This window comes from Methylomonas defluvii (genome assembly GCF_033949435.1).
In the GTDB taxonomy this organism is placed as follows: domain Bacteria; phylum Pseudomonadota; class Gammaproteobacteria; order Methylococcales; family Methylomonadaceae; genus Methylomonas; species Methylomonas defluvii.
This window is the reverse complement of the sequence record NZ_JAXARY010000030.1, coordinates 19,907-38,341: the sequence shown is the minus strand read 5'-3', so window position 1 is coordinate 38,341 and position 18,435 is coordinate 19,907. Positions and strand designations below refer to the sequence as shown.

Genomic DNA, 18,435 nt, shown 5'->3' with positions numbered 1-18,435 from the left:
AGGGAAGTCTAGACGCATAGCGCCATTGGTTGGCCAACGGCACTGTTGCGTTTGTCATTCCCTATCAGCGCGGCGCAAACCAGTGTCAGCCTTTCAACCGCATAATGCCAAACATTTTTAAGGTCAGTTTTTCATAGTAAGGCTCGCTGATACCCTTGCGAACTTTACGCATAAAGTATTTTTCATAGCCAATTTTAGCCAAATGCACCCATTTACCGCTGGACGCCCACTGCACGTTACGTGGCGGAATTTGCGGCATGGCCAGGAAAGCGACGCCCGAATCGCCAAAGTCCGCCAGACATAGTGCATTCCAGGTGCCTTTTTCTTTAGGCTGCTTGCCATCAAGTTCTGCCCGTATGTTATGAGCCGTAGCAGTAACCATCGACTCGATCATGTAACCCGTCTTGGGTGTGCCGGTCGGCACTGGGGTTTGCTCGAGCGGTGGAATAGCGATGCAAACCCCAATGGAGTAGACATTCTTATACGTGGGATTACGTTGATTTTCGTCAACGATGACAAAACCGCGGGGGTTCACGAGTTTGTCAATACCGGTCAAGGCATCGACGCCTTTAAAAGCCGGCAGAATCATACTGTGTTTGAACGGTAACTCGTGTTTCTTTTTCTCCTGACCGTTTTCATCCACTTCGGTGACATACATCATGCCGGCTTCGATCTTGTCGATTTTGGCATTGCAAATCCAATTGATATGTTTGTTCCGCATCTCGGCTTCCAGCATCCCTTTGGTATCGCCCACGCCGCCTAAGCCCAAATGGCCGATGTAGGGTTCCGAGGTGACATAGGTCATTTTCACCTTATCGCGGATTTTACGTTGCCGCAGGTCGGTTTCGGCGATGAACATGTATTCATAAGCCGGGCCAAAGCAGGACGCCCCTTGGGCGGCACCGACGATAATCGGACCCGGATCTTCGACAAACTTGTCCCAAAACTCACCGGACTCGCCGGCGTGATCGACATGGCAGACCGATTGGGTATGGCCGTTAGGCCCCAAACCCGGCACCTCGTCAAAGGCCAGTTTTGGACCTGTGGCGATCACTAGAAAGTCATAATCGACTTGCGAGCCATCGGCCAATTCCACTTGATTGTTTTCCGGATGAAAACGGGTGACTTTTTGTTGAATGAAACCGATCTTCTTTTTCTTGAACATCGGTGCCAATTCCACCTTGATATCTTCCGGCTTGCGCCAGTTAACGGCTACCCAAGGATTGGACGGTACAAAGTGAAAGGTCGGGGTATCGGCGATCACTACTACCTCGTCTTCTTTCCGAGCGTTTTCTTTCATTTCCAATGCCATCGGGATACCGCCGATGCCTGCACCTACGATTACGATTTTTGCCATGAGACTACTCCAAATTGAAAGATAATTATTCTTTTGCCGCTGTTATTGGCAGCTTTCTTTGATGCCCAATTTTTTAAGAATCATTTCCAGCGGACAGAATCGGGTAAAACCGCTTTGAAACAAATTGGCCCCGACAAATGCGGTAAACCAAAGCCAATTGCTAGACTGAAATAAGGGGCTGCCTTCAACGCCGAGGCTCAGCGACAGCAACACAAACAAGCCGGCGACAATACGGACGATACGTTCGGTGGTCATGACAACCTCTCTTTGCTACGTTGCGCCAAGCTCTCGCACGATTGATCGATGCCGTGATGATCGATGTCGCACACCGATTCCAGCCACATGGCGTTGATGATGGCAAAGGACGCCGCGAAACCGACGCCGAGTATCCAAGCGAAATACCACATGATGTGTCTCCTTAATAAAGTGTGTGGCTGTCTTTAAGAACAGCGGCTTCGGTGACGCTGCCCCACATCACCCGGTACACAAAACGGGTGTAGAGCAGGACGATGGGCAAAAAGATGATGGTGATCCAAAATCCCAGCAATAGCGTGTTATGACTGGAGGTACCGTCCCACAACGTCAGGCTGGAACCGGGCGCGGTTGACGAGATTAACAAGAAGGGAAACAAACCAAAACCGACCGTCAGCGCCACACCGGTAATGCCTAGGCTACTGAGTACGAATGCCCCCATCCTGGACTCACCCTTGCCTAACCACCACGCCAGCGCGATACCTATAACAGCAGTCAGCGGTGCCAGCCACATCCAGGGATAGGTCATGAAATGTTGCAACCAAGTAGCGCCATGAGCAATTACGGTTTTATGCAAGGGATTGGACGGCGCATCAGTAGCGGCCATCTGGGTAATTTCCGGACGATCAATACCAACAAAGACCCAAAGTGTTACCGCTGTTAACGCGACTAATAACATCGGCCCCAAGGCACTAACGGTATTTGTAGCGCGAGCATGAATAAGGCCTTCACTCCGCCATTTCAAAAACAACGCACCATGGAAAGTAGTTAGTAACACGCCGGTGAACCCGCACAACAAGGCAAACGGACTCAACAATGCCCAGAACGACCCGTCGTAAAACGCGCGCAGATCTTGGTCGAAATGAAACGGCAGGCCCAAAATTAAATTGCCCACCAACACACCGAGCAGAATCGGTGGCAAACTGCTGCCGATGAACAGACTCCAATCCCAACTCTTGCGCCAACGCGGGTCTTCAATCTTGCTGCGGTAATCAAACGCGGCCGGACGAAAAAACAAGGAAAACAATACCAACAGCATCGCCGCATACAGCCCTGAAAACAACGTGGCATAAACCGCTGGCCAAATCGCGAATATCGCCCCTCCCAACAGCACCAGCCACACCTGATTTCCTTCCCAAGTGGCGCCAACGGTGTTGATGATCACCCGGCGTTCCACGTCGGATTTACCGATAAACGGCAGCAAGGTGCCAACTCCGAAATCAAAACCCTCGGTCAATGCGAACGCAATGCCGACGACACCGATAAAGACCCACCAAATCAGGCGGATGGTTTCATAATCAAACATAATGAACTCCTGTTGACGAAGGGGTTAGGCGGGTTGCTGTTCGAGACAATAACGTCCGGTATGCAAGCTGCTGGGTCCGAGGCGCACGTACTTCAACATCAGATACAGCTCGATGATCAGCAATATCGTGTAGAACAAGGCAAAACCGCCGATACTGAACCACAATTGCCCGGCGCTAAGGCTGGAAACGCTCATGTGGGTAGGCAATACACCGGAGATAGTCCAAGGTTGGCGACCGACTTCGGCAACGAACCAACCGGTCTCGGCGGCAATCCAGGGTAACGGGATGCACCAGACCGCCATCCGCAACAGCCAGCGTTTTTGATCGGCTACTCGAGTGGCGCAGTAGTAAAAGGTCATCGCAAAGATGAACAGCATGATAAAGCCGCAAGCCACCATGATGCGGAAGGTCCAGAATAGCGGCGCGACTTTGGGAATTGTGTCGTTGGCGGCTTTTTGGATGGTGGAGGCATCAGCGTCGATAACCTTGTCGGTATATTTTTTCAACAATAAGCCATAACCCAGGTCGGCTTTATGGGCCTCGAACGCTGCTTTGGCACTTAGGTCACCGCCACGCAGTTTTTGCAAATTGTCGTAAGCCAGCATGCCGCTTTCGATGCGCACCACGCTCTCTTCACGCAAATCTTTTAGACCTTTAACGTCTTCATCAATGGAACGGGTAGCGATCAAACCCAGCACATAAGGCACTTTCAACGCCATATCGGTTTTCTGATTGTCCTGATCGGGCAAACCAAACACGGTGAAACCAGCAGGGGCCGGGTGGGTATCCCATTCCGCTTCAATCGCAGCCAGCTTCATTTTTTGGGTTTCGCCGGAGGTGTAACCGCTTTCGTCGCCCAGCACGATCACCGATAAGACGGAGGCCAAACCAAACGCCGAGGCGATGGAAAACGAGCGTCTGGCGAAACCTATGTCGCGCTTATTAAGCAAGTACCAGGAGCTGATGCCCAGCACGAACATCGAGCCGGTGACATAACCTGCCGCGACGGTATGCACGAATTTGACTTGCGCCACCGGATTGAAAAACACGTCAGCAAAGCTAGTCATCTCCATGCGCAGCGTTTCGTAGTTAAACGCCGCACCGACCGGATACTGCATCCAGCCGTTGGCGATTAATATCCATAACGCCGACAGACTGGTGCCCACTGCCAGCAGCCACGTCACCACCAAATGCTGCACCCGGCTCAACCGATCCCAACCGAAGAAAAACAGACCCACAAAGGTCGATTCCAGAAAGAACGCCATCCAACCTTCCGCAGCCAATAAGGGCCCGAAGATGTCGCCGACGTAATGCGAGTAGTAAGCCCAGTTGGTGCCGAACTGAAACTCTAGCGTCAATCCGGTGGTGACACCCATGGCAAAGTTGATTCCAAACAGCTTGCCCCAAAATTTGACCATGTCCTTATAGACTTCCTTGCCAGTCATGACATACACCGACTCCATGATGCCGAGGATAAAGGTCATGCCCAGGGTCAAGGGCACGAAGAGAAAATGATACAGCGCGGTTAGCCCGAACTGCATGCGCGACAGCATGACTATATCGTCACCGAACATGGCGAGACTCCTGGGTGGGTTGTGAGGAAAAATCGGAATTGATGTGGACAGGTGCAGCGGGCAAGGCAAAGTGTGCGGCGATGTCCGGTTTAGAAACTGGGCGCTCTTGCCAGCGGAAAATCAGAAACCAGAGGCCTGTAAGTAGAATCACTTTTATCAATAGCGCTGCGGCTATTTCCCAGCGTAGCAAGCCGGATTTCGGTAAGGCGGGATGGGTAGTATCTGTCATAGCCACCTCTTTGTTTAGAGCCATGGAAATGCTTGCGGGTAAATCGGCCTTGTGCGGCTTACTCAGGGAAAACAACGTTTGCCGAATAGCTCGGCAATATTGGCTAGCAGTGGCCGGCAATCCCTCTTTATTTGTAGTGTAGTTCGGTTTTGAATTCGGCACCTGTCTTAGGCAGTTAGAAACCAAAAGCGCAGAAACGCTGTTTTTGATCGCCATCGTATCTTGGCGACGACCGCCTAGCGGCGGATGGTTGTATCTTGAGGTATCAGTTTCTGAGAGTTGACCGAAAAACATACGCACTTCACAAATATCATTAATCAATAATATTTCTATATCAATTTGCGTGCCAAACGTGATTTCTCCGATTAATCAAGGTAGGTAAGGGCCAATCAGCTATTTAGAGGTGCAAAATACGTTTCATTATGAAACATTGAAACAACACACAGTAGGATGAAACAAAAATGAAACGTGACACACCGATTCTGCAACAGTCTCCCGCTTTGATAAACCGACGCCCTAAATGCTGCCGCTCCATTGAGTATTGGAGCCCAAGGGCTTAAAGGGACTCCGCTCCTCGCCGGAACGACGATTCCAAAAAATTCAAAAGAGGATCAACCCGGGCTGTTTATCACTGGTGTTTCGTGCGGATTGCGCGCGTCGAAACCCAAGCGGATGCGCCTATCGACACACCAAACGGTATTTAAGCGCCGGGTTAATGCTATGCGACTGGCAATTCGGTACTTCTGTTATCACCGAACCAACAGTTTATAGGTTTGCTCCACCATTTTAGTTAAGCCGCGCTCTTTAAAATGCAGCTCGGTCGCTAAGGCGTCGTCACTGGTCAGCAATTCGATTTCACACCAGTGACTGTACAAACGCTCAACCTCGTCGGCTTGGACGCTAAACGGCGGCCCCGGCATTTCGTGTTGCGGATAATCGAATGCTATCAGCAACATTTGCACGTTGGCGGGTAACAGCGAGGACAATTTCATCACGTAATCAATGCGCATATCCGGCGGCAAAGCCACCAGCGCCGCCCTATCGTAAACCGCATCAAACTCACCGACGTCGGCAGCTTGCAATGCAAAAAAATCCCCGCAGAAAATCTGCAAACCGTCCACCTCGCTGACCCAAAAATCGCCCTGGCGCCGCACCGTTGGTTGCAAATTGTTATCGGCGAAAAACGACTCGACAGCCAGCGGACTTAATTCCACCCCCACCACCTGATAGCCCATAGCCAATAGCCAGAGTAAGTCCTTGCTCTTGCCGCACAGCGGGACAAACACCCGCGCTTTTTTGGGGATAGACAAGCGCGGCCAATGCGTTTGCAAAATGGGGTTGAACTCATGCTTGTGAAAACCGATTTGGTTCTGTTGCCAACGCTGATGCCAAAAATCGTGATCCATAGCCTGCCCTCTGATTTGATATTGCAGAAATAGCCATTCTATTTGACTTGCCGGTTTACTGCTTGGCATTGTTGGCAACAAAAAAGCCGACTTTTTCGAACAGCGGCGATAGCTGACAGCAATCAGCTCTTCATGTCCGCTGGCGCGGCTTATCGATACTGAACATCCTCTTGAATTTCCGCTGTTAAATGCCTCATTGACCTGCCGCCAGCCTGGGCTTCGAAGAGCTCAGCCCGAACGGGTAAAAAGGACCGGCGTAATAAATATAAGCTAACGTAAGAACCCATGGACGTAGATCCAGCAAATCGTGATACATTTCGATGCGTCGCGCGGTCAAGCGAGCCGGAGCCGTTGCGAACGCTTCTTCTGCATAGGCAGAATAAAGAACCGGTTCAACACACGCTGCCGAGCAAGCCATACGGGCTTAACTCGGTAGTCGACAATTTTTAAACCATCACAAGGAATTTTCATGGAACGTCGCGATTTTATTCGATTGAGTGCCGCCGGTGCGGCGATCAGCGCCATTGCCCCCAGTCTGGCCCAAGCCGCGGAAGCCGGCAAACAACCTACACCGCCGGGCGATGTGTTTTACACCAAGGATGCGCAAGGCCGCTGGGCCGGCAAAGCCGCGACGCATTTGCCGGTGATTGAAGTCGTTAAAGCCGACGATAAAACCACCGTCAAAATCACCACCCCGCACGAAATGAAAGGCTATGAACATTACATCGTCAAACACGTATTGCTGGATAAAGACTATAAATTCCTGAATGAGCGGATGTTCGATCCCAGCAAAGACCCGGTCGCCATTTCCGAATTCAGCCTGGCAGGATACAGCGGTACCGTTTACGCCTTGAGCCTGTGCAACAAGCACGATCTTTGGTTGAATAGCGCCGAGGTATAAAGCCATCAGATCGGCGATAACAAGGAGGTTATCGCCGTTTCGCCACTTATTTCCGTCAAACTCTCCTGGGTATCGGCGGTCATCGACCCGCACCCGTCATTTATCTTGCTCCAAAGCGGCCACAAGTCCAAACATCGTTTTTCGGGTTTCGCTTCTACGAAGCGGACTTTCGTGGTTTCCGGCAGTCGGCGTATTTGAGCCATTGAGTATGCTCCGACCAATGGCATCAAACCGGCTGTATTCCGACCATGATTTGGCTTATCTCAAACTCCAGATGTAGATGCAGGGTACGCTCGCGCACCCATAGCGGGTCATCATGGTAGCGACTGACACAAGTTACGCGATGTGTACCCAAGCAGACTGCACAATGTTTTCAAGCGGCTATGATCGATTCGGTTGTCATGACTTGTTTCCTGCGGCAATCGCTACAACCCGGGTGCTATCATGGGTCCCATCGATAAACATTTAAAATTTTTCCAATGATTGCAATTCTTGAAGCCAGTCGCGCGGGTTTATTGTCCAGAGCGCATTGGCTGAATAACCTGTTGGCCGGCGTGATTGTCGGCGTAGTGGCGCTGCCTCTGGCCATGGCCTTTGCGATAGCCTCCGGCGCCAAACCTGAGCAGGGGCTATACACGGCCATCGTGGCCGGTGGGCTGACATCCTTGTTTGGCGGCAGCCGCGTGCAGATAGCGGAGCCAACCGGCGCCTTTATCGTGATTCTAGCCGGCATTACCGGCAAATACGGCATCGGCGGCTTGCAAATAGCTTCCTTGATGGCCGGCATCATATTATTGCTTATGGGGCTTACCAAGTTGGGCGGCGTCATCAAATATATACCCGATCCGGTCATCGTCGGCTTTACCAGCGGTATCGGGGTCATCATTTTTGTGGGGCAATGGAAAGACTTTTTTGGTTTGAGCCCCGCAGCCGGCGCCGAGAATTTTCATGAAAAATTTTGGGCGTTGGCACAGGCGTTTCCTGGGCTGCACCTTGAAACCACCTTGTTAGGTGGCTTGACCTTGGCGGTGTTGCTGATTTCCGGCCGGATTCTGAAACGTATTCCCGCCCCGCTGGTCGCCATGTTGATTGCCACCTGCACGCAGTAGCAATTGCAATGGGACGGCGTGGCGACGATAGGCAGCGCCTTTGGCGGCATTCCGCAGCAGTTGCCGCAATTTCAACTGCCGGCAATGTCGGTATCGGAGGTGCTGCAATTAATCGGACCGGCTTTTACGATTGCTTTGCTGGGCGCGATTGAGTCGCTGCTGTCCGCCGTGGTCGCCGACAGCATGGCCGGCACCAAACATGACGCCAATCAGGAATTGATCGGTCAAGGGATTGCGAACATATGCTCTCCATTGTTCGGCGGCTTTGCCTCTACCGGGGCGGTTGCCCGCACGGCGACCAATGTGCGCAATGGCGCCAACAGTCCACTGGCGGGGATTGTGCATACCTTGACCTTGATCGGCATTGTCATGTTGCTGGCCCCTTATGCGTCGTTGATTCCGCTGAGCGCGTTGGCCGCCATTTTGTTTGTCGTGGCCTACAACATGAGCGAGTTGCACCGTTTCGGCCACATGCTCAGAACGGCGCCGAAGTCGGATGTGGCGGTGCTGCTGATTACCTTTTTGCTCACCGTGTTCAGCGATTTGGTCATCGCCGTCAATATCGGCGTGATGCTGGCGGCGCTGCTATTCATGAAACGCATGTCGGAAGCCGTGGGCATAGAGCGGCAAGCGCACGACGCCGTCATGGAAGAACTCGATGACGCGGATTTTACGCTGCCAGCCAATACCGTGGTTTTTGCCATGGAAGGGCCTTTCTTTTTTGGCGCGGCGGCAAGATTGGAATCCGCGCTGGAGGTGATTCACGGCCATACCGAAATTCTGGTCTTGCGCCTGGAAAAAGTGCCTTTTATCGACGCAACCGGCCTGCAATCGCTGTGGGATTTGCTGGATAACTGCAAACGGCACAAAACCAGACTAATCCTGTGCGGCGCAAGACCGAATGTCTTCGAAAAACTCCGCCGCGCAGGGCTGGTTGGTCAAGTCGGCAAGCTAAATGTGGTGGACCGAATACAACAGATCGCTACGGATATGATTAAAAAATAACCTCCCTGCTTATCCATCAACCCAGAGGAGGCTTGCGTAAAAGCTAAATCCGCTCCTTCTCTGACTGGAAAAGTTTGGGATGGCGACATATACCGTCACCGCTTCAGATTCATCGCCGGAAAGCTGTGAATTCCAAAACCTGAAAGCGGGCATTCGTCACAGAGTCCAACCGACGCGAAGCTGAGGCGCGAGTGCTAATCTTGAATGTCCGGTTTAAGCGGCTAGGCGCTTTAGTCCTTTGAAGGCATTGCGGGTAAGGCTTTTTGCCAGCCGGTTATACAAGTTTGCTTTGCCCGCAAGGCTTTGGAGTTTGTCCGCAACGTAAAAACCTTGCGATGCTGGCGACCACAAAAAACCCAAGACGGGAGCTTAATTACCTTATGCGCAGCCCTATAAGCGATAACCGAATAGCGTCTAGGCTTGCAAGCCTAATTTGGAGACTCGGTGATAACAAAGAGACCCACTATTTTGGCTTCAATAGTTACCAAACGTTGCTACGAATCGCCCCGATAACACCAATGCCAAGGCTCGTAAACATAACCGAAGCGGTTATCGCGCGGGAATGACAGAAAAAATTGAAAGCGTTTTGCGTTGCTTGATAGCCACTGAAAAGCAGCCGTTTGTTCGAACCGCTCGCCCAGTTCCGGGCAGTCGTCGCTGCCTATATCGATGGCACGCCCGGTGTGGTGTTCGCTGTAACCGGGCGGGGCCAAGACTCGCAGAATCTCGTCGATAGTTTGGCCCTTCCCGAGCTTGCGCCGAATAATGTCGGCTTGATAATCCGCACTGCGAAAGGCCGAGACCATCAGCAGGGTAATGCCCTCCTCGGCGGCGGCTTGTTTCAATGCGTGCCAGGCAACGGCCGCTTCCGCCGTGAGATAAAACGCCCTGCCCTGCGGCTTGGTTTCCGCGACGATCAACTCTGTAGGCTCGCGGCATAATGCCAAACCTCTAGCTGCCGGCAGTTCTTCCGGAATGCCTAGTTCGATGAATAGCTCGCGAATACGCTGTAAGTAGGCGTCAAGCGGTTGGGCAATCATGGGCTACATCTCATTGAGTGCATGCAAGCGCTGGTAATCGCTCGTGGTGTCGACATCCAGTTCCGCTTCCAGCAACGGCACTTTTACCAGTGAGTCTTCGAAGCGTAGTAACAAGGGCTTGGCTCCCCGGTCGCCGGTCAAGCTGGCTAGCTGGGCAAAATAAGCAGCCGGAAACACGGCCGGCACGCCAAACGACTCCGCATACTGACTGACGACGATGCGCTCCGGCGCGTTTTGCCAAGCGCTAAGCAAACTTTGCAGATGCGCGGCGCTAATCAAGGGTTGATCACAGAGCATCAACAATACCGCGCTAGCCGTGTCCGGCACAGCCTGGATACCAGCCCGAATCGAACCGGCCATCCCGTCCGCCCAACTCGTATTCAATACCACCTTACTGCCGCTCAAATCGACTGCGGCTTTTATCGCCTCAGCATTTGCGCCCAATACCACCACCGTCCGCTCCGCCAACACGGCTTGCGCATTGGCAAGCGCATGCGCCAGTAATGGACGCTCCTGCCAAATCAGTAATTGCTTGGGGCTGCCCATCCGGCTGGAGGCACCGGCCGCCAGGATGACGGCATGCACATTATCCATGGTGGCAGGCATGTTTTTTAATCGCAACCGGCTCTTTCCCCAATTGCCAGCCGCTACGGCCGTTGAACGGGGACTGGATGCCGGTCACGATGGACAAGACAATCTCTTCCGGAGGTTGCGCGCCGATGTCCAAACCGAACGGGCGGAATACCCGTTCGACTATCAGTGCCGTGTTGTCGCCCAGACTTTGCAGTAACCGTTGTTTGCGACGCGCCGGACCCAGCAAACCGACCAACTCGCCGGTTTGGGTAATCAACATGCGCGCGCCGGCCTTTTGGTAGGTCGAGCCAAAGGTTTGTTGCCAAAAATTGGCGTGCGTTTTTTAGTGGATGATTCCTGCACTGACTATTCCTATAAAGAGATTGCCGCTCGAGCAGTTAAAAACTGATTAGGGTTTTGTCCGCGACTTATTGACGGCCTCCTAGCACAAAATGCATAAGGTGTGGAAACTCAAGCCTTGGCTTTTTTATCCTTACGGATGCCCCGGACCGCATACGTCCTGGCTTTATCTTTGGCGGTTTCCGCAAAGAAGGTCTTCCAGGTCTCGCCGCCTCTGTCGGCAATTGCCGCCGAAATATCCTTAAATAAACTGATACCTTCCAACACCATTGTCGGGGTAAAACCATAATCGTGGGTGAGGTAGTAACTGATGCTCATCAGATAGGTTTTTTCTCTACTCATGAGCTTGATCAGACGCTGCTTTTGTTTATCGTAGACATAGTAAGAGGTCAGCGCCAGCAGGCTCAGGCCAAAAAATTTCGTCCACAACAAAATGTAGGCATCGTCTTCATAGAGCTTCTGACCCTTGTTCAAAATGGCATCGGTTTTATTCATATGTATCCTCGGTGAAAGTGTCGGGCATCTTAATTTAAGTTTGAAAATTTTGTGTTGGAAATATTGGATAGTGTCGTCATAACACAGCCGCCCAAAGCGCAATACCGCGTAACTACAAGGCTACCAAGAACCAAGCGATGTTTTTAGCTTAACCAGTAGCTATGCCATGCCATCGCCTTAAATGCAAAAAAGCCTTCTCCACCTGATGGCAAAGGCGATTAGAGGAATCAACCTTTTTCTGGGGCTGAGTGATTTTCATCGACAATTGACAGATGACTAAAGCTCTGGCGAGGCCGGTCGTCGATTGCCGACGAAGTCATGATACGCATGAGAATGTTGGATTATTATTTCGGAGTTCGTTCCAGCACCCTGATTTTTAAGCACCCAGCTTGGTATATCACTACCCAAACTGATGACTTTTACCCTTACGGCGCAAACTCAAAGCTGCCGCCATAATCTCTTAAAAAAAATAAGGGATATAACCCACAATACGCGAAATAACACACTCTGCATAGCGTTATAGCCATCTAAAACCCCAGAAAACCGCCACACTTATTACTACTCCACCCTATCAAACAAAACAGCCTATCGCATTGTTTTATATGAACATAACCATAGAAAAACACTAGCAACCCTTGCTCAAATATATTTTGGCGCATGTTTTGCTTTATAAATAGTGCTGCACCCACCTGGGCGCAGCCACCAAGTCGCCACACTCGTCGCAAGGCGGGGCCGGAAAGCTGCGGATCTGATTCAGATAGTCGAGCTGCCTCTTATGAGCGGGTAAGAGAAGGGTCTAGCCGGTCGAGATTCATACACCGACAACTACCCATAGCGCTCGCTCACTGGTCAGGAATAGTTTGTTGTATCACCTGATTAGCTAAACCCGTTGTTTAACTCACTACGCAAGCAAGCCCGGTATTTAAAACTCTTTGGACGGTCTCTCTCGCAACCATAGCGTAGCGTGATCAATTCAGGAATATTGAAATACATAGCGGTTTTAAGGCTGTTCAAATTGCGCGGGAAGCCATCGGCCCAGCACTTACCGTACGCAAAGGACCGGAAAGTAAGAGGCTGACATCGCGGCATCCGGCGCAGGTGCGTTAGGCAACGACTCGCAAAGGGAATTGCGAAACATTGAATGTCGCCGGTAAAACCTACCGGTAAAAATCTTCGTCTTACTATGAAAGGAATTGAAATATGTCTGTTAACACGAAACATGCGCCTGCCTTGAAAAAGGTCGCTGCAACACTTGCTATTTCACTTTTAGGCCTCGGCAATGTACAAGCCGAGACCGTAAACGGCACCATCTATAAAACCGTCGACCCGGTTCACGGCGCCGGCACCACAATCGATTTCTACTCGTTCTCCTTGTCATCAGCTGCCAATGTGATAATCGATGTCCTGGCGAATGAAGGCTACGCAGCGGGCTGGGGCGCGCATCCCGGCGCGTATGTCGATATAAACGGCGACGGCGAACTGACACTGGCAGATAGCCAATTCCGCATTTTTCAGGACACAGTCTCACTGACTACCGAAATCGTCAGCGGCGACGACAGCCCAGCTTACACCATACCCGGCAATACCGGCGGATGGGCCGATGGCAGCTTGTTGAGCCGAGACTCCTACCTGGCTACTGCATTGGACGTGGGCAATTACATTATTGCTTTTGGCGATTACTCTCTAACCATCGAAGAAGCTGTGCTGGGCTTCAACAAGGGCGACACCATCACCGGTGCGACCGGCGTCAACCCGATAACGGGCGCCACCGGTCAGGATCATTTCGATTATCAAATTACCCTGACCGCCACCGACTACGTCACCGGAGCCAGCCTGCCTTTGACCATCACCGGCGAGGGTGTTAGCGCAGTGCCGGTGCCAGGGGCCGTTTGGTTGTTCGGTTCTGCATTAATGGGATTCAGTGTATTAGGCAAACGCCGCACCGCGTAACCCCGGCAAACAAGAGCGAAAAGGTCAGCCGACATCAGCTGTCGACTCACCCCTCGCAATGCATGTCTAAACCCTTTGGAGATGTCTATCTTTTGGCTGCCAGGCCCGAAATACTCAGACAAATCCAAATTAAACAGCAACTTAAATCTACCACAATCGTAAACAACGATGTGGTAGATATTGGAGACACTCAAAAATGAACATCGATTTACAAACTATTTTTAAAATCACCCTATCGTCCGCCGCGCTAACCCTTGCCGTTGCTCAACCTGCGACGGCGGCTTGGTCAGGCGCCGATAACACTCTCGAGCTGGGCACCAGCATCTCAAACCCTAGTTTTAATTCCAGCAATTTGGGCTTCGCGGGCAATCCGTCTCTGTCCAATGATGGTTGGGGCATGCAAGGTGCATTTACCAACTTCTATTTGAGCTCATCAGCCCAATCCGTGACTGTCGACGCGCGTTCGTCCGCCGCAAACTTTCCGGCCTTTTCAATTTTCAGAACCAATGTGGCTTATTCGGGTGAAACGGTCGGCGTCGATACACCGGCTGAGCTAACCGGCCAAATTCACAAATTTAACTCGGTCGGCCAAGCCGGCGATCCAGGCATTATGTGGGCAACCGGCGCGGACGGCATTGTCGAAACCCTGGGCTACGTCAGTTCCTCAAGCAAAAACTACGTTAACTCTTTCGGCGGCGTCATCGACTCCGGCGCCCACGATGTCAGTATCGACAATCTGTATGAAACCGGCGTATCCGGCACTATAGGCGTCACCGGCAACCCTGCTTTTGCCAACACCAAAAGATTCGCGACCTTGACACTGAACGACTTGCAAGCTGGCTGGTATGCCGTGTTCGTCGGCGGTGCAGACGTCCTCGGAAGCAGTGCCGGCATCTCTTTGAACATTTCCGCGTCGGCCGCCCCTTCTACCTACACACCGGCGGCGGTGCCAGTACCCTCCGCTGTCTGGCTGTTCGGCACGGCACTGGCCGGCTTTATAGGCAGAGGCAAACGCAACGCTAAAGCGTAAGCCAACACCCAGCACATAAGCCGATGTTCCTATAAAAAAAGGAAGCTTGGCGAGGGACTTCGCCAAAGGAATAAGGATGGCCGATAAATTACGCTGTGTGGTTTATCGGCCTTTTTTATAGCTTGAGCCCGCTGATGCGGGCGTTTTGGCCGTATTTGTTGCCAACCAACCATTTCTCAGTGGAGTTTCACCATGACATTGTTTCGTCATAGCCAATTAGCGATTGTTTTAGCCGGAGGTGTACTGCTCAGTTTCAGCGCCGCCGCGGTCGAATTGGCACTAGGGCCCATGCCGATAAGCCTGAAGCATTTGCCCGTTCCGCCTGTTCCCGGACTACTGGACGGCCCGGACCCTATTGTCGTCAACAAGAATGCCGCGATTGCCTTGGGCAAAGCGCTGTTCTGGGACACTAACGTGGGTAGCGACGGCATGGCCTGTGCGTCCTGCCACTTCCACGCCGGCGCCGACGGCAGAGTAAAAAATCAGCTTGCTCCGGGCGGCCAATCCAGCCCTTTAAGCGATCAAACATTCAGCAATGCCATGACGGGTGCATCGTTGGGACCCAATCACACCCTCAGCATTGGCGACTTTCCGCTACATCAACGGGAAGATCCATTCCAAGAACATTCTGCGGTCCTCTACAACACCGACAATGTAGTCGGCTCGTCCGGTACTTTCGGTGGTGAATTCAGAGCCGTGGACCGCTACACAGCGCCTAACGACACCTGCAGCCGCAGCGTGGACAGCCTGTTTCATGCCGGCGCGGTCGGCACCCGCAAAGTCACGCCGCGCAATGCGCCCAGCGTGATCAATGCGGTGTTTAATCATCGCAATTTTTGGGACGGCCGCGCCAACAATGTGTTTAACGGCAGCAGCCCTTGGGGCGACCGAGATCCCGACGCCGGCGTCTGGGTAAAACAGAACGCCACGACGCTAATTAAGCAGCGCCTGCATTTAATCAATTCCTCGCTGGCGTCATTAGCGGTAGCTCCGCCACAAAACACTACCGAAATGGCCTGCCGCAACCGGACCTTGATGGAACTCGGTAGAAAGCTGCTGTTACGCCGCCCGTTGCAAAACCAAAAAGTACATCCTGAAGACAGTGTATTGGGACCTTACAGCCTCAATAGCAAACCCGGCACGAACACTCTGTATAAGCTGCTGATCATGCAGGCATTCAATCCCAAATACTGGTCGTACAGCGGTAACCCGCCAATTCCGGCCCCCAAAGGGTTTGCGCCCTATAATCAAACCGAAGCCAACTTTGGCATGTTCTTTGGCCTGGCCATCCAACTCTATGAAAGCACATTGATTTCGGACGAATCGCCCTTCGACAACAGCGCCCGCGACACTGGCAATCAACCCATAGAACTCAGCGCGTCGGAATTGAACGGCTTAAAACAATTCCGAAAAAATCAGTGCGCGCTCTGCCATTTAGGACCCAACTTCAGCGCGGCGTCGATCAACGCCAATGCGGCCATTGCCAAAACCCATCCGGAAGCCTTCGGTGAACCGACTTTCTTCATCAGCGCATCCACCAATGTGGTCAATCGCATACCATTGCTTATCAAAAACACCCCAGTCACCGCATTTTTCGATACCGGCTTTTCTTCCACAGGCGTCACCGAAGAAACGGCCGATATTGGCGCAGGCGGCGTCGACGACTTTGGCAACCCGCTATCGTTCAGCCGACAATATTTACAACATTTGGCGGGCAATAATGCCGCTGCACTGGATGAAGATGTCACTAAAGTGAGAGCGTGCGATTTTCAGGAAGCCCTTGCCCTAAATATCAAACTGCCTTATTCACTGCCGAGCTTGTTTACCATCACCGACGGCATAAGACCCCAGCCACAAAGCACGGAGAACTGTTTCCTGCCCGCAAACAATGCCTTTTTGCCCACGACCGCTGCCGCCTTAGCGGAGTTGAACAAGCCCAATACCCGGAAAATGGTAGCGTCTGTCGACTCGACATTTAAAATCCCCTCGCTACGCAATATCGAGTTAACCGGACCATACATGCACAACGGCAGCATGGCCACCCTGGAACAAGCGATCGAATTTTATTCGCGAGGCGGAAATTTTGCCTACGACAGCAAACAAGTTACTCGGGTATTTCCGCAGCCCAATCTACAACTGGATGCGCAAAACCGCGCCGACCTGATCGCCTTCCTGAAAACCTTGACCGATGACAGAGTCCGCTACGAAAAAGCCCCCTTTGATCACCCCGAAATCAAAATACCCCACGGCCACGTTGGCGTGGAGCAGACAGTAAGCGGCGGTAATCCGCTGGGAGCCGTTCTGGGTAAAGATGAATTTCTGACCATTGACGCGGTTGGCGCCCAAGGCAATTCATCACCGATACAGCCTTTCGAAGCGTATTTGGCACCCTAACGCGGTTTAAATTTCAGCCCACAGTCACCGGCTAAAGCCGGTGACTTCCAATCCATGCAAGGCTAAAAAAGGTAATAACAGCGCCTTACCTAAGCCACACCGTTATGCATGGCAAGAAAACTAGCCAACACCGGCTTCTGAAAAGGGGGATTCTTAGAAAATAGCCCCTATTTATCGGCAAAAAGCCGCAATAAATCATTCCCGTAATTTGTACACGCTCAGCGCTGAGGCATTCTCAGTCGCCGGCATGCACATTATCCAGGGCTGCAAGCATGTTTGATCGCAACCGGCTCTTTCCCCAGTTGCAAGCCGCTACGGCCGTTAAGCAGGGCCTGAATGCCGGCCACGATGGACAAGGCAATCTCTTCCGGGGTTTGCGCGCCGATGTCCAAACCGACCGGGCCGAATACCCGTTCGGCTATCAGCGCGGCATCGTCGCCCAGGCTTTGCAGTAATCGTTGTTTGCGATGCGCCGGACCCAGCAGACCGATAAACGCCGCCCGACACTGGACGATGGCTTGCAAGTAGCGTTGGTCGTATTCGACGTTATGGGTCATCAGCATAATGGCATTGAAGCGATTTAAATCCAGTTGGGACGCGACCTGATCCGGTATCAGATGCAATAATTGATCGGCTAAAGGAAAACGCTCTGGTTTGATATGCGCGGGCCGGTGATCGACTAAGGTCACGCGCCACCCCAGGGATTTGGCGCAATTCACCAGCGGTATCGCGTCGGCACCGGCACCGAATATCAGCAACTGCCAAGGCGGTTGCACCGGATCGTAAAAGACTTTGATGTCCAGGCCGTCAAGCGGATGAGTTTCGATGCGCGGTTTTTGCTGCAAAGCCGTTTGCAGCGCCGCCGTGGCAAAGGGAAACGGCGCGCTAGGTAAAATTGGCTGCTCGCCGACGATGGCCGCAGGCAAAAACTGGCTGCGCCCTGCCGGGAAATCCGCATGCTCGGACTCGAACACCGTAACCAATACCCCATGCGCTTGAGCTTCGGCGGCTTCCAGCAACTGACTCAATGGACTGAAACCCTGCTCGGCTTTTAATAATTGCAGCAACACCCTAACCGCGCCGTTACAACCCAGGCCCAAACCCCAAATCGCGTCTTCCCCGGAACGCATATCGTAAAATACGGTTTTGGCATGGCCGGTTTCGAACACCGATCCGGCCTGCTCCACCAAATCCCGTTCGAAACAACCGCCGCCCAGCAAACCGACCAACTCCCCGGTTTGGGTAATCAACATCCGCGCCCCGGCCTTTTGGTAGGTCGAGCCAAAGGTTTCGATGATGGTCGCCAGCACACTATCCTGCCGGTCGCGTTGCAATTGCCTATAGGCTTCGAGCAGATGATTGATGTTATTGGCCATGATTTACTCGCTTGCGGGTCTGCCGGCGATTGTAAGCCATATCAACTCCAGCTCAAATCGGTACGCAATAGCGGCAA

At 52.4% G+C, this 18,435-nt stretch carries 16 protein-coding genes, 3 pseudogenes and 1 riboswitch; of the genes and pseudogenes, 6 read left to right on the top strand and 13 right to left on the bottom strand.

The genetic code is table 11. From position 1 onward, the window contains the following. Positions 1-85: 85 nt before the first annotated feature. The 7 genes from QLH52_RS22330 to QLH52_RS22300 all read right to left on the bottom strand — a co-directional run bounded on the left by QLH52_RS22330 (position 86) and on the right by QLH52_RS22300 (position 6,125). Complete coding sequence (locus QLH52_RS22330; protein ID WP_033156333.1) at positions 86-1,357, bottom strand: NAD(P)/FAD-dependent oxidoreductase; 1,272 nt, start codon at positions 1,355-1,357, stop codon at positions 86-88. A 42-nt stretch (positions 1,358-1,399) separates the two neighbouring features. Further along, entirely contained in the window at positions 1,400-1,612 is a 213-nt protein-coding gene (locus tag QLH52_RS22325; RefSeq protein WP_033156334.1) for a YgaP family membrane protein, read from the bottom strand. Beyond that, entirely contained in the window at positions 1,609-1,764 is a 156-nt protein-coding gene (gene cydX, locus QLH52_RS22320; RefSeq protein WP_020481307.1) for a cytochrome bd-I oxidase subunit CydX, read from the bottom strand. The genes QLH52_RS22325 and cydX overlap by 4 nt, the downstream gene beginning before the upstream one ends. An 11-nt stretch (positions 1,765-1,775) precedes the next feature. Further along, positions 1,776-2,915: a cytochrome d ubiquinol oxidase subunit II gene (cydB, locus tag QLH52_RS22315; RefSeq protein WP_319963005.1), complete on the bottom strand. Its 1,140-nt coding sequence runs from the start codon at positions 2,913-2,915 to the stop codon at positions 1,776-1,778. 24 nt (positions 2,916-2,939) lie between these two features. Continuing rightward, a complete protein-coding gene (locus tag QLH52_RS22310) occupies positions 2,940-4,490 on the bottom strand; it encodes a cytochrome ubiquinol oxidase subunit I (RefSeq protein WP_319963004.1) in 1,551 nt (516 codons plus the stop codon). Further along, positions 4,480-5,040, bottom strand: coding sequence for a cytochrome oxidase putative small subunit CydP (gene cydP, locus QLH52_RS22305; RefSeq protein ID WP_225893093.1), 561 nt, complete (start codon positions 5,038-5,040; stop codon positions 4,480-4,482). The genes QLH52_RS22310 and cydP overlap by 11 nt, the downstream gene beginning before the upstream one ends. Positions 5,041-5,468: 428 nt before the next feature. Next, positions 5,469-6,125 carry a thiopurine S-methyltransferase gene (locus tag QLH52_RS22300; RefSeq protein ID WP_033156460.1) on the bottom strand — a complete coding sequence of 219 codons (657 nt, stop codon included), beginning with the start codon at positions 6,123-6,125 and terminating at the stop codon, positions 5,469-5,471. Between the two features lie 469 nt (positions 6,126-6,594). Between QLH52_RS22300 and QLH52_RS22295 the strand changes: the two genes are divergently transcribed. From QLH52_RS22295 to QLH52_RS22285, 3 genes and pseudogenes are all read left to right on the top strand, one after another. After that, a complete protein-coding gene (locus tag QLH52_RS22295) occupies positions 6,595-7,026 on the top strand; it encodes a desulfoferrodoxin family protein (protein ID WP_033156337.1) in 432 nt (143 codons plus the stop codon). A gap of 479 nt (positions 7,027-7,505) precedes the next feature. Beyond that, positions 7,506-8,642 (top strand): annotated as a pseudogene (locus QLH52_RS22290) (SulP family inorganic anion transporter); the annotation flags it as partial. Between the two features lie 63 nt (positions 8,643-8,705). Further along, entirely contained in the window at positions 8,706-9,140 is a 435-nt protein-coding gene (locus QLH52_RS22285; RefSeq protein ID WP_319963018.1) for a sodium-independent anion transporter, read from the top strand. A 494-nt stretch (positions 9,141-9,634) separates the two neighbouring features. Here the strand turns inward: QLH52_RS22285 and QLH52_RS22280 are convergent, their stop codons facing one another. The 5 genes and pseudogenes from QLH52_RS22280 to QLH52_RS22260 all read right to left on the bottom strand — a co-directional run. Continuing rightward, positions 9,635-10,180 (bottom strand): M15 family metallopeptidase, encoded by a 546-nt coding sequence (locus QLH52_RS22280; protein WP_319963003.1) that lies wholly within the window; start codon positions 10,178-10,180, stop codon positions 9,635-9,637. A 3-nt stretch (positions 10,181-10,183) separates the two neighbouring features. Continuing rightward, positions 10,184-10,786, bottom strand: a complete 603-nt coding sequence (locus QLH52_RS22275; RefSeq protein WP_319963002.1) for a nucleotidyltransferase family protein — start codon at positions 10,784-10,786, stop codon at positions 10,184-10,186. Further along, a pseudogene (locus tag QLH52_RS22270) lies at positions 10,767-11,060 on the bottom strand (XdhC family protein); the annotation flags it as partial. The pseudogene QLH52_RS22270 and the gene QLH52_RS22275, both read right to left, overlap by 20 nt. A gap of 164 nt (positions 11,061-11,224) precedes the next feature. Beyond that, positions 11,225-11,608: a hypothetical protein gene (locus tag QLH52_RS22265; RefSeq protein ID WP_033156342.1), complete on the bottom strand. Its 384-nt coding sequence runs from the start codon at positions 11,606-11,608 to the stop codon at positions 11,225-11,227. Between the two features lie 112 nt (positions 11,609-11,720). Then, positions 11,721-11,825: pseudogene (locus tag QLH52_RS22260) on the bottom strand (IS5/IS1182 family transposase); the annotation flags it as partial. 482 nt (positions 11,826-12,307) lie between these two features. Beyond that, positions 12,308-12,382, top strand: a riboswitch (cyclic di-GMP riboswitch). Between the two features lie 426 nt (positions 12,383-12,808). Here QLH52_RS22260 and QLH52_RS22255 point away from each other — a divergent pair. From QLH52_RS22255 to QLH52_RS22245, 3 genes are all read left to right on the top strand, one after another. Further along, a complete protein-coding gene (locus tag QLH52_RS22255) occupies positions 12,809-13,558 on the top strand; it encodes a hypothetical protein (protein WP_101052258.1) in 750 nt (249 codons plus the stop codon). Positions 13,559-13,754: 196 nt separating this feature from the next. After that, on the top strand, positions 13,755-14,588 hold the full coding sequence (locus QLH52_RS22250; RefSeq protein WP_101052257.1) for a hypothetical protein: 834 nt from the start codon (positions 13,755-13,757) through the stop codon (positions 14,586-14,588). Between the two features lie 192 nt (positions 14,589-14,780). After that, positions 14,781-16,982 (top strand): cytochrome-c peroxidase, encoded by a 2,202-nt coding sequence (locus QLH52_RS22245; RefSeq protein ID WP_319963000.1) that lies wholly within the window; start codon positions 14,781-14,783, stop codon positions 16,980-16,982. A gap of 254 nt (positions 16,983-17,236) precedes the next feature. On the opposite strand, the gene QLH52_RS22240 is transcribed toward QLH52_RS22245, so the two are convergent. Next, the gene (locus tag QLH52_RS22240; RefSeq protein ID WP_319962999.1) at positions 17,237-18,358 is read right to left on the bottom strand and encodes an XdhC family protein; all 1,122 of its coding nucleotides are present in this window, start codon (positions 18,356-18,358) and stop codon (positions 17,237-17,239) included. Positions 18,359-18,435 lie beyond the last annotated feature (77 nt).

Coding starts and splice junctions, on each gene's coding strand:
- QLH52_RS22295 (WP_033156337.1), top strand. CDS start 6,595: ATGGAACGTCGCGATTTTATTCGATTGAGTGCCGCCGGTGCGGCGATC.
- QLH52_RS22265 (WP_033156342.1), bottom strand. CDS start 11,608: ATGAATAAAACCGATGCCATTTTGAACAAGGGTCAGAAGCTCTATGAA.
- QLH52_RS22325 (WP_033156334.1), bottom strand. CDS start 1,612: ATGACCACCGAACGTATCGTCCGTATTGTCGCCGGCTTGTTTGTGTTG.
- QLH52_RS22240 (WP_319962999.1), bottom strand. CDS start 18,358: ATGGCCAATAACATCAATCATCTGCTCGAAGCCTATAGGCAATTGCAA.
- QLH52_RS22330 (WP_033156333.1), bottom strand. CDS start 1,357: ATGGCAAAAATCGTAATCGTAGGTGCAGGCATCGGCGGTATCCCGATG.
- QLH52_RS22245 (WP_319963000.1), top strand. CDS start 14,781: ATGACATTGTTTCGTCATAGCCAATTAGCGATTGTTTTAGCCGGAGGT.
- QLH52_RS22275 (WP_319963002.1), bottom strand. CDS start 10,786: ATGCCTGCCACCATGGATAATGTGCATGCCGTCATCCTGGCGGCCGGT.
- QLH52_RS22310 (WP_319963004.1), bottom strand. CDS start 4,490: ATGTTCGGTGACGATATAGTCATGCTGTCGCGCATGCAGTTCGGGCTA.
- QLH52_RS22300 (WP_033156460.1), bottom strand. CDS start 6,125: ATGGATCACGATTTTTGGCATCAGCGTTGGCAACAGAACCAAATCGGT.
- QLH52_RS22250 (WP_101052257.1), top strand. CDS start 13,755: ATGAACATCGATTTACAAACTATTTTTAAAATCACCCTATCGTCCGCC.
- QLH52_RS22285 (WP_319963018.1), top strand. CDS start 8,706: ATGCTGGCGGCGCTGCTATTCATGAAACGCATGTCGGAAGCCGTGGGC.
- cydX (WP_020481307.1), bottom strand. CDS start 1,764: ATGTGGTATTTCGCTTGGATACTCGGCGTCGGTTTCGCGGCGTCCTTT.
- QLH52_RS22255 (WP_101052258.1), top strand. CDS start 12,809: ATGTCTGTTAACACGAAACATGCGCCTGCCTTGAAAAAGGTCGCTGCA.
- cydB (WP_319963005.1), bottom strand. CDS start 2,915: ATGTTTGATTATGAAACCATCCGCCTGATTTGGTGGGTCTTTATCGGT.
- QLH52_RS22280 (WP_319963003.1), bottom strand. CDS start 10,180: ATGATTGCCCAACCGCTTGACGCCTACTTACAGCGTATTCGCGAGCTA.